The organism is Paenibacillus sp. FSL R7-0340 (assembly GCF_038002205.1).
GTDB classification, from domain to species: domain Bacteria; phylum Bacillota; class Bacilli; order Paenibacillales; family Paenibacillaceae; genus Paenibacillus; species Paenibacillus polymyxa_B.
On the sequence record NZ_JBBOBY010000001.1, the window covers coordinates 1,182,583 to 1,192,365 of the forward strand.

11 protein-coding genes are annotated in these 9,783 nt (G+C 46.5%); 9 read left to right on the forward strand and 2 right to left on the reverse strand.

The window, feature by feature from the left end:
* Positions 1-32 precede the first annotated feature (32 nt).
* The 4 genes from isdE (at position 33) to MKX59_RS05145 (ending at position 4,670) form a co-directional block, all read left to right on the forward strand.
* A complete protein-coding gene (gene isdE, locus MKX59_RS05130) occupies positions 33-992 on the forward strand; it encodes a heme ABC transporter substrate-binding protein IsdE (RefSeq protein WP_076264993.1) in 960 nt (319 codons plus the stop codon).
* A gap of 14 nt (positions 993-1,006) precedes the next feature.
* Positions 1,007-1,990 (forward strand): FecCD family ABC transporter permease, encoded by a 984-nt coding sequence (locus MKX59_RS05135; protein ID WP_028541843.1) that lies wholly within the window; start codon positions 1,007-1,009, stop codon positions 1,988-1,990.
* On the forward strand, positions 1,980-2,759 hold the full coding sequence (locus MKX59_RS05140; RefSeq protein ID WP_023990285.1) for an ABC transporter ATP-binding protein: 780 nt from the start codon (positions 1,980-1,982) through the stop codon (positions 2,757-2,759). Before MKX59_RS05135 ends, MKX59_RS05140 begins: the two co-directional genes overlap by 11 nt.
* A gap of 282 nt (positions 2,760-3,041) precedes the next feature.
* Positions 3,042-4,670, forward strand: coding sequence for an ABC-F family ATP-binding cassette domain-containing protein (locus MKX59_RS05145; protein ID WP_023990284.1), 1,629 nt, complete (start codon positions 3,042-3,044; stop codon positions 4,668-4,670).
* A gap of 183 nt (positions 4,671-4,853) precedes the next feature.
* On the opposite strand, the gene MKX59_RS05150 is transcribed toward MKX59_RS05145, so the two are convergent.
* Positions 4,854-5,039: a hypothetical protein gene (locus tag MKX59_RS05150; RefSeq protein WP_013311941.1), complete on the reverse strand. Its 186-nt coding sequence runs from the start codon at positions 5,037-5,039 to the stop codon at positions 4,854-4,856.
* Between the two features lie 410 nt (positions 5,040-5,449).
* Here MKX59_RS05150 and MKX59_RS05155 point away from each other — a divergent pair, with 410 nt between their 5' ends.
* Positions 5,450-6,319, forward strand: coding sequence for a cation diffusion facilitator family transporter (locus MKX59_RS05155; protein ID WP_028541844.1), 870 nt, complete (start codon positions 5,450-5,452; stop codon positions 6,317-6,319).
* A 191-nt stretch (positions 6,320-6,510) separates the two neighbouring features.
* The gene (locus MKX59_RS05160) at positions 6,511-7,677 is read left to right on the forward strand and encodes a C40 family peptidase (protein ID WP_053326089.1); all 1,167 of its coding nucleotides are present in this window, start codon (positions 6,511-6,513) and stop codon (positions 7,675-7,677) included.
* Positions 7,678-7,802: 125 nt separating this feature from the next.
* Here MKX59_RS05160 and MKX59_RS05165 read toward each other — a convergent pair whose 3' ends face one another.
* Positions 7,803-7,970, reverse strand: a complete 168-nt coding sequence (locus MKX59_RS05165) for a DUF1328 domain-containing protein (protein ID WP_023990280.1) — start codon at positions 7,968-7,970, stop codon at positions 7,803-7,805.
* A gap of 260 nt (positions 7,971-8,230) precedes the next feature.
* Between MKX59_RS05165 and MKX59_RS05170 the strand changes: the two genes are divergently transcribed.
* The 3 genes from MKX59_RS05170 (at position 8,231) to MKX59_RS05180 (ending at position 9,760) form a co-directional block, all read left to right on the forward strand.
* Positions 8,231-8,752 (forward strand): DUF948 domain-containing protein, encoded by a 522-nt coding sequence (locus MKX59_RS05170; RefSeq protein WP_013311938.1) that lies wholly within the window; start codon positions 8,231-8,233, stop codon positions 8,750-8,752.
* A 51-nt stretch (positions 8,753-8,803) separates the two neighbouring features.
* Positions 8,804-9,322 (forward strand): hypothetical protein, encoded by a 519-nt coding sequence (locus MKX59_RS05175; protein WP_053326087.1) that lies wholly within the window; start codon positions 8,804-8,806, stop codon positions 9,320-9,322.
* Positions 9,323-9,418: 96 nt separating this feature from the next.
* A complete protein-coding gene (locus tag MKX59_RS05180; RefSeq protein ID WP_023990277.1) occupies positions 9,419-9,760 on the forward strand; it encodes a general stress protein in 342 nt (113 codons plus the stop codon).
* Positions 9,761-9,783 lie beyond the last annotated feature (23 nt).

Sequence of the window (9,783 nt, forward strand, 5' to 3'; positions counted from 1 at the left end):
TCTATATTTTGAATTGAGGTGACTGGATTTTCATGAAACGGTATATAGCATTGGCTCAAGGAAGATCGTTTTGTTTGTATATGTTAATCGGCATCGTGATCTTGTTGCTGGCTGGATGTTCGGGAGGAGCACAGGCTGGACAGAATCAGAGCGATGGTTCGAAATCAGCGGCAACATCTAATGCAACCGAAAAGTCGTCTGATGGTAAAGCTCAAGCTTCTCGTATTGTGGCAACTACGGTAGCTATTGCGGAAATTACGGATGCGCTGGGTCTGGATTTGGCAGGCAAGCCGACAAGCACGAAAGTGCTGCCTGACCGTTACAAGGATGTGCCTGATGTGGGTAATCCGATGAGTCCTGATATGGAAAAAGTGATGTCATTGAAGCCGACGGACGTACTGTCGGTGACGACACTGAAATATGATCTGGAGCCTAAATTTAAAGATTTGAAAATTAATGCCGAATTTTTGAATTTTGAAAGTCTCGCGAATATGCAAAAAGAGATTCAAAAGCTGGGAGACACGTTTGGCAAAGCCGATAAGGCCAAAGAGATTAATGGAGCTTTGGATGCCAAAGTAGCTGAGATTCAACAAAAAATCCAAGGGAAGAAATCCCCTAAAGTATTGATTTTGCTGGGAGTACCAGGAAGCTATCTGGTGGCTACCGAGCATTCCTATATTGGGGATCTGGTTAAAATTGCAGGCGGAACCAATGTGGTTCAGGGCGAGAAGGTGGAGTTCATTGCCCACAATACCGAAGCCTTGCAGCAATCCAACCCCGATATCATTTTGCGCGCTGCACACGGGATGCCGGATGAAGTAGTGAAAATGTTCGATGAAGAGTTCAAAACTAACGATATCTGGAAGCATTTCAACGCTGTGAAAAATGGGCATGTCTATGATCTGCCTGAACCGTTGTTTGGCACAACAGGGAATTTAGCGGCAAACTCGGCGCTGGATGAGCTGATGAAAATGCTGTATCCTTCGAATTAAAGGAAGCTGATGACATGTCCAAAAAAGTATGGAGCCTTATTGTTGTAATTGTCTTGCTCGTCGGCGTCATGCTGTATTCAGCGATGACAGGCAGTCTCAAGGTGGATTTGAGTCAGTTGATGACCGGATTGTGGACAGGTACAGATGATCAGGTGAATGTGGTCAAGGACCTGAGACTACCGAGAATTTTCGTGTCCGTGATGGCAGGTGCAGCACTTGCAGTAGCGGGTGTTTTGCTGCAAGCCGTCATGAAAAACCCACTGGCGGATGCAGGGGTTATCGGCATTTCTTCGGGAGCGGCATTGATCTCGCTGATTGCGGTGACGGTCTTTCCTGCGCTTTATTTCTGGATGCCGTTCTTTTCATTTATTGGCGGTGCGTTAGCCTGTCTAATGGTTTATGGTTTTTCATGGAAATCTGGCTTGCATCCGATTCGTCTCATTCTGATCGGGGTGGCTGTGAACGCCATTTTTTCCGGCCTAGGTCAGTCGTTTAACTATCGAGGCAGTTATGCAGTCACTAGCATTAATCAGGTTACCACTTCAACCTTGTCTATGAAAAAATGGGTAGATGTCGAGGTTATTGTGACCTATGGCGGGATTGGGCTAATTTTAGCCATGCTCGTGTTCTCTTGGTGCAATTTCTTGTCCCTTCAAGATAAAACAGCTAAAAATCTGGGATTCAATGTAACGCGTGCACGACTTTTGATTTCTGTGATTGCAGTGCTGCTTGCAGCAACGGCTACAGCCATCGCGGGAGTGATTGCCTTTATCGGTCTGCTCGTTCCGCATTGTGCCCGCTACCTAGTTGGCTCGGATCATAAGTGGTTGATTCCATTTTCCGCCTTATGCGGCGGCTTGCTCCTGCTGCTCGCGGATACACTGGGGCGGACAGTGCTTGCTCCCAATGAAATCCCGGCTTCTATTATTATGGCCGTCATTGGCGGGCCGTTCCTGATATTCCTGATCAGAAAGGCGGATCGCACCTATGGACATTAAGGATATAACCTTCTCTTATGATCGGAAAACAGATCGTCTGCATGCTATTAATGCTGTTATTGAGTCGGGACGGATCACTACCATTATCGGTCCCAACGGATGCGGCAAATCAACGCTGCTCAGCGTGATGTCCAACAATGCTGTTCCCCGCTTGGGCCAAGTGATTCTGGACGGCAAGGAGATAGCCCACTACAAGCCCAAGGAGCTGGCCCGTCAACTGGCGGTAGTCCATCAGCAGAACGAGGCACCTTCCGACTTGACTGTAGAAAAGCTCGTAAGCTTCGGCAGGTTGCCGCATAAGAACATGTTCACAGCGAGGCGTGACGAGGATGAGGAGGCGATTGAGTGGGCAATAGCCTGCACTAACCTGAACGAACGTAGAACTCGCACATTGGATCAGCTCTCAGGAGGAGAACGGCAGCGTGTATGGATTGCAATGGCCTTGGCACAGCGGACGCCAATTTTATTTTTGGATGAGCCGACCACCTATTTGGATATGTACTACCAGCTTGAAATTTTAGAGCTCATTCGGCAGTTAAACCAGGAACATGGACTGACAATCGTGATGGTGCTGCATGATATCAATCAGGCTATTCGGTATAGCGATGTGATGATTGCCATGAAGGAAGGGCGTATTATAGCGAACGGCCCACCTACAGAGGTCGTTACATCTGAACTGATCCAGACGGTCTATGACGTGGAGGTCGTAATCAAACAGGATGATGAAGTCGGCATGTACCTCATTCCGTTAGGTGTCGGGGTTTCCTGACAATTACAAGCGCATGGAACATCAATGCCGCGACTGAATAACGCGTCTGTCCTAACGGCATCTCAACGAATTTAGAACATGAAAATGGTTCTGGTCCATGTGTTTGTCAGGCGACAATGGTGGAGACAGAAGCATTTTTTATTTTATTTATAAGATATTGGATGAGATTCAGGGGCGGTTATACTTATACTACGGTTCGAATCCGATCTTTTGTGTGTTATACTATTGCCGTCGGTAATTTTGTGTTTAGCACTTTACTAATGATAAGGATGGTATGCTTATATGATCAGTACAAGCGGCGTAACGCTTCGTTATGGTAAACGCCCACTTTTTGAAGACGTAAATATCAAATTTACTCCTGGGAACTGCTACGGCCTGATTGGGGCGAATGGCGCGGGTAAATCCACCTTTTTGAAAATTCTTTCCGGTGAAATTGAAGCCAATTCTGGCGAGGTTCACATGACACCGGGTGAACGGATGGCAGTCCTCAAGCAGAACCATTATGAATACGATGAATTCCCGGTTCTGGAAACCGTTATTATGGGCCACACGCGTCTGTATGAAATCATGAAGGAAAAGGATGCTCTGTATGCCAAAACGGAATTTACCGAAGCGGACGGTCTACGTGCCGGTGAGCTTGAAGGTGAATTTGCGGAGCTGAACGGATGGGATGCCGAGCCAGATGCAGCTTCCTTGCTGATCGGTCTTGGTATTCCCCGCGACCTGCATGACAAGAACATGTCTGAGCTGAGTGGTAATGACAAGGTACGTGTTCTCCTGGCTCAAGCGTTGTTTGGTCGTCCGAACAATTTGCTGCTCGATGAGCCTACCAACCATCTGGACCTCGAATCCATTCAATGGCTGGAAAATTTCTTGATGGACTATGAAGGCACCGTCATCGTTGTATCCCATGATCGTCACTTCCTGAACAAGGTATGTACGCATATTGCGGATATTGATTTTGGCAAAATCCAGATGTACGTCGGAAACTACGACTTCTGGTATGAGTCTAGCCAGCTTGCGCTTGCCTTGACTCGTGATGCCAACAAGAAGAAGGAAGAGAAGATCAAGGAACTGCAAGCCTTTATTCAGCGCTTTTCCGCGAATGCTTCCAAGTCCAAACAGGCTACTTCACGTAAAAAACAACTGGATAAAATTACGTTGGATGACATCCGTCCATCGAACCGTAAATATCCTTTCCTGAACTTCAAGCCTGAACGCGAAGCAGGCAAACAACTCCTGACAGTAGACCGCCTCAGTAAAACTGTTGAAGGCGAGCAAGTGCTGAATGAGTTCAGTCTGGTTGTGAACAAAGGCGATAAAATCGCGTTTGTTGGCCCGAACGGCATGCCTAAATCGACGCTCTTCCAGGTGTTGATGAACGAGATCGAAGCGGATAGCGGAGAATTCTCTTGGGGGATTACAACTAGCCAGGCTTATTTCCCGAAAGATAATTCCACCTATTTTGAAGGTGTGGATATGAATCTTGTGGAGTGGCTGCGTCAATATTCCAAGGATCAGGACGAAACGTTCCTGCGCGGCTTCTTGGGACGTATGCTTTTCTCTGGAGAAGAAGCGCTTAAGAAAGCAAGTGTGCTGTCCGGGGGCGAAAAGGTTCGCTGTATGCTGGCGAAAATGATGCTGAACGGTGCCAATGTGCTGTTGCTGGAAGAACCGACCAATCACTTGGATCTGGAATCCATTACAGCGCTGAACAATGGTCTGATTGATTTTGACGGTACTATATTGTTCACATCCCATGACCACCAGTTTATTCAAACGATCGCGAATCGAATCGTGGAAATTACACCAAACGGCGTAATCGACCGTACGATGAGCTATGATGAATACTTGGAAAATGAAGAAATCACAAAATTGCGTGAACGTATGTATCCGGTAGAAATCGGCTAAATATCCAAACCGGCTAACTTCAACAACTAGATAAACGAAAGAGGAGCTCCTTCAGGCCATTAAGATGGCGGGGAGACTCCTCTTTTTCGTTTTTGTGTCATGCCCATAGCTTACTTGGTTCTGGCAGTGAGGTAAGATAGACTTCGCCAGACCTTTGGTACCCTATAAAGGCTATGAGGTGGCTTATGATCCGCCTGTACGACGACGTTGGTTGTTCGGCTTCTTCGTATTTTGGCTTTTCAGTGTTTTGGCGGAACCGCCTTGAAAGCCGCCCTGCTGTGAAGCGCCGGACTGCTGTTTTTTTTGTGCCAGCTTTTCCCGAATGGCATCTGCGAGATTAACTTTACGTGGTTCATTAGCATCGCTCATGAATAAATTCCTCCTGTTGCCGCCAAATTCATGTCAATCATGCTGGATTGAATAAAAACGCGGCTGTGTCCTCATTTTATACGTTTTTAAAAGAAGGGACAAGGGCAACAATGATAACACACATCTGGGGTGGGTTGGAAGAGAAAACCTCTGTTTTTTGCGTGAAGTAAAAAATGTTTTGTATAACCTACAGGAATGGGGCCTGGCAATACTTTTTCGTTGTTACTACAGCGATGCAGAGCGGAAAGACTGTTTCTCTAGACCCACACAAAGTTCGTCTGCTATCCTGAAAATAACAGTTAACCAAAGAAAATTGATATTATTCAGGGCAGCAACGCTGCTATTTTTATTTTTGGGCCCGGTGAGATCGTTCTGCTGGGAACTATATATTTGAAGGAGTGTCCTACGTTGTGGTAAATGTCTATGAAGAGATACGAAAAGGTGAGCGTGGGGCGTGGGTGAGCATTGCTGCTTATCTCTTGTTGTCCGCCTTTAAGCTGATTAGCGGATATATATTTGCTTCTAGCGCGTTGCGGGCGGATGGCTTCAATAATGTCACCGATATTGTAGTGTCGGTTGCTGTACTGGTTGGACTGAGAATTTCCCAAAAGCCACCGGACTCTGACCATGCCTATGGACATTTTCGGGCAGAAACGATCGCGGCGCTGCTGGCGTCCTTTATTATGGCTGTCGTCGGTTTGCAGGTGCTTATTGATGGGATCGGGAGCATTTTCAAGGGCGGAAAGCAAATACCGGATATCACCTCCGCGGGTGTAGCTGTGATTTGTGCAGTGATTATGCTGGGAGTGTACCTTTACAATAACAGACTGGCACGGCAAATTAACAATAAGGCTTTGCTGGCAGCGGCCAAGGATAATCTATCGGATGCACTTGTCAGTGTTGGGGCAGCAGTTGGCATTATCGGCGCACAGTTCGGCCTACCCTGGCTGGATACTGTAGCTGCGATCGCGGTAGGATTTATCATTTGTAAAACAGCGTGGGATATTTTTAAGGATTCCACGCACAGCTTGACCGATGGATTTGATGAGCAAGAGCTGTCTGACTTACGGAGTACGATTGCCTGTATACCTGGAGTAGAGGGAATTCGGGACGTTAAGGCACGTGTACATGGTAATCATGCGCTGGTGGATGTGGTCATTGAGGTCAATCCGCAACTCAGCCTGATTGAAGGGCATCGAATCAGCGACCGGATTGAGGAACGTCTGCAAGAGGTTCATAATACGATGCATGTCCATGTCCATGTAGAACCCAAATTATAGATTATTTATTGAATATTTAGTGTTAAAAGTGACTTTAGACCTATATGAAAAAGGCGTATACGCTTCCTTTTGTGACGTTTGGATTATATCTCTCTTCCTGCTGCTTTTACTATAATGAAGGCATGTCCGGCTATATTCGTCGGAATTGGATATGCTCTTCAAATTCGTAAAAACAGCCAGGAGGTGCAACATTGAGAAGACGCGTGATGGGAATGCTCATGACGTCAGCCGCGCTGTTGGCAGCAATTCATGTGGCGCCGGGTCAGGTTGACGCAGCGGCATCAACAGCATCCACAGGACAGAAGGCGGTTATTCAGGCGGCTGTAAAGCTTAGATCCGGTCCTTCGACTACAGGGGATGTAGTCAGCTTTATGAAGCAGGGAGAGGCCGTAACGGTATTGGAGAAAACAAACAGCTATTGGTACAAGATCAAGACTTCTGATGGAGTAACCGGATACACTAGCAGCTCTGACAAGTACATAAAAATTGGCGCTACCAGTGTCGCTGCTGCTGTCACCCCGTCTACCACTCGTAAATCGGAAGCCACAGAGTCACTTAAAAATGTTTCAGCTAAAGAGGCTGTGGCCTCAGTGAATAGTTCTGCCGGTCAAACGAAAGCCACGATTCAAACGTCCGTTCGTTTGCGGGCGGAGGCATCCACTTCTTCCGAGGTTTTGGGCTATTTGAATGCAGGGGATGTCGTTACGATTACCGATCCAAGTAATGCTTATTGGTTCAAGGTTACCAATGCTGATGGTACAGTGGGCTACGTCAGCTCGTCTCCACAGTATATTCGTATTGGCGAGGGCGTTGTTGTGCAGCAGCCTGTGTCTGCTCCGGTGACAACCACTCCTGATACTACCGCAATACCTGTGACAGCATCTCCTGCGTCAACTACGAACATGTTTTCCGGTGATGCAGCGGCTGCAATAGAGCAGGTTATTAATACGGGGATGACTTATCTCGGAACTCCATATGAATATGGTTCGGATCGTAACAGTACGGCTACTTTTGATTGCTCGGCATTTACCCGTCAAATTTTCCGTCAGGCTGTAGGTATCCAGCTTCCGGCAGATTCCCGTTCACAGGGTGAGTGGATCAAGCAAAACAGTCAGCCGAATACGGACATGACTACGCTGAAGCGTGGCGATTTACTCTTCTTTACAAATTATAATGCATCTTCTGGGGCGTACACGTCCTTGGATAATTCCTCCCAAACGATTACACACGTAGCTGTATATTTGGGAGACAACAAGCTTCTCCATACGTTTTCTGTAGCGGGTGGCGGTGTAAAAGTTACGGATTTCAGTAAGCCTTGGCAGGACCGTTTCCTGTTTGGGGGCAGCGTGATTCAATAAAAGCGCCGTTAACCGTAAAAAAGCTGCATCAAAAAAGGATGTTCCACAGCCCTGTTGACCAGGGTGGGAACATCCTTTTTTTATAAACATTAGAATATTGCTTTTGTACAGCTAGCATCCGATAACTATGAAACCCGTCTTCTTCCGGTAAAGAGTGAAATGACGAACAACACCAGAAATATCACAAATAATATTTTAGCGATTGTAGCAGCTATGGACACGACGATACCAAAAAAACCTAAGATTCCGGCGATCACAGCAAAAATTAAGAATAAAGCGGACCATTTTAGCATGTTCTGTATCCTCCTTTAATTGTATATAATGTGGCATACTCACGCCCCGATAGAGCGTGGTTGCAGATGACGGTGACTTCTATAGATTACTCGTGGCTGTGCCATCGTTATATGTTGTTTTAAACGGTGCGAGAGTCCGTGAATCATAACGTTTGGAGCGGAGAAGAAGCCAGCCTGGACGTTGTTTCGTGTCTGAATCTAAAGGGTAACTATGCAGTAATCATAAACATCATCGTGAAAGACGAAAGAGAGGTTACGCCATGTTAACACAGGTCAGCATTTTTATTATTGCTATCGCATTTGCAGTTCTCGTTATTTTCCTCATTAAAACGTTGAAAGCAGCACAAGGCTCACTGGATAAGGTGACTCAAACCTTACAGGATGTGCAAAAAACGGTAGATGAACTGAGTTATGAAGTAAAACAAACGGTTCGACATGCGAATGACATCACCGCAGATGTTGATCATAAATTGAAGCAAGTGGAGCCAGTGATGGAATCGGTTAGAAACTTGGGGGAGGTACTCAGCGAAGTGACGCTGGCTGCCAAGCAGGCTTCAACAGCGTTAATGACACGGTTTCAGAAATCGCATAGCGCTGCGAGTAATACTTCCAGAACGGATAATGCGATTAAGGCAACGACACCGAATAGACCTTTGACCGCAACGGAGCGGACGGTTCAGAGCTACAATGCGACTTATGAGGAGCCTGCGGCCAAGCCGGGTAAAAACTGGTTGGGTTATGTAGACATCGCTGCTGGGGTGTGGCAGAAAATGCGTCAGTAGCATAGTGGCTGAACCGTAAACTACAGGAAATTCATTGAAAGGGTGAGATTTATGATGAAGACGTTATTACTAGCTGCTGGTTTGCTCACTCCCTTTTCCGGACAGGATACGGTTCAGCAAACCGTTTCCCCGCAAACAGCGGGGCATATGGTTAGGACTGTGCAGACGATACCCGCTCCACATGCTGTACCAGCAGATTTTCATACCTTAAATGGCATATCTTTGGATGATACACGTGCCGATGTATTGAAAAAGCTGGGCAAGCCACTACGAGTCAAAAAGGATATGCTGCTGCTTTCTACAGAATACCAATATCCAGATGTTGTAGTTGGTATGCGTGATGACGTCGTTTCTTATGTGCATGTAGACCCTGCTGCCGGTCGAATCAAGGTAAATGATGAGTGGCTGCCGCTGCAACGGAAAACGCTGGATCAGGCGCTGGGTGGCTCGCAATTCACGGCGGAAGACGGAGAGGTCTATGTACGCGGACAACGTGCAATCAAAGTGTTTATGGATGAGACGTCTGATAAACCTAAGTATGTCGAGTTTTTTGATGAAACGGAATGGTAATTGATATTTCCGAGGCGTGACATAACATGGAAGTTTCAAATGGATGTGTGAAGTGTAATAGTCAGAGAAGTCAATCCTTAAAGGAGCGTGAGAAACATGAATCAGACCAATCATAAATCTTATGCCAAAGTGGTAGATAACGGTGTACAAGCCGTTGAAGCAGTAAATGAGTTGCGTAACACGGGCTATCGTTATGAGGATGTGTTCGTGCTCGCTCATGATCAGGATCGGACAGATCGTATTGCTGATACGGTGGATGCCAAGGAAATCGGGATTAAGGAAGAGGGCGTTTTCGACTCATTAGCCAACTTGTTCCGTTCCCGCGGCGATGAGCTTCGCGCTAAAATTACTTCCTTGGGATTTACAGATACCGAAGCTGACTTTTATGAAAAAGAACTGGATCAGGGTAAAGTGCTGGTCATTGCTAAAAAAGCGTGATATTGCTGTTCACCATAAAAGCA

What these genes read in the sequence shown, in the direction of transcription:
- MKX59_RS05135 (WP_028541843.1), top strand. Translation starts at nt 1,007, where the DNA reads ATGTCCAAAAAAGTATGGAGCCTTATTGTTGTAATTGTCTTGCTCGTC.
- isdE (WP_076264993.1), top strand. Translation starts at nt 33, where the DNA reads ATGAAACGGTATATAGCATTGGCTCAAGGAAGATCGTTTTGTTTGTAT.
- MKX59_RS05180 (WP_023990277.1), top strand. Translation starts at nt 9,419, where the DNA reads ATGAATCAGACCAATCATAAATCTTATGCCAAAGTGGTAGATAACGGT.
- MKX59_RS05175 (WP_053326087.1), top strand. Translation starts at nt 8,804, where the DNA reads ATGATGAAGACGTTATTACTAGCTGCTGGTTTGCTCACTCCCTTTTCC.
- MKX59_RS05140 (WP_023990285.1), top strand. Translation starts at nt 1,980, where the DNA reads ATGGACATTAAGGATATAACCTTCTCTTATGATCGGAAAACAGATCGT.
- MKX59_RS05145 (WP_023990284.1), top strand. Translation starts at nt 3,042, where the DNA reads ATGATCAGTACAAGCGGCGTAACGCTTCGTTATGGTAAACGCCCACTT.
- MKX59_RS05170 (WP_013311938.1), top strand. Translation starts at nt 8,231, where the DNA reads ATGTTAACACAGGTCAGCATTTTTATTATTGCTATCGCATTTGCAGTT.
- MKX59_RS05150 (WP_013311941.1), bottom strand. Translation starts at nt 5,039, where the DNA reads ATGAGCGATGCTAATGAACCACGTAAAGTTAATCTCGCAGATGCCATT.
- MKX59_RS05165 (WP_023990280.1), bottom strand. Translation starts at nt 7,970, where the DNA reads ATGCTAAAATGGTCCGCTTTATTCTTAATTTTTGCTGTGATCGCCGGA.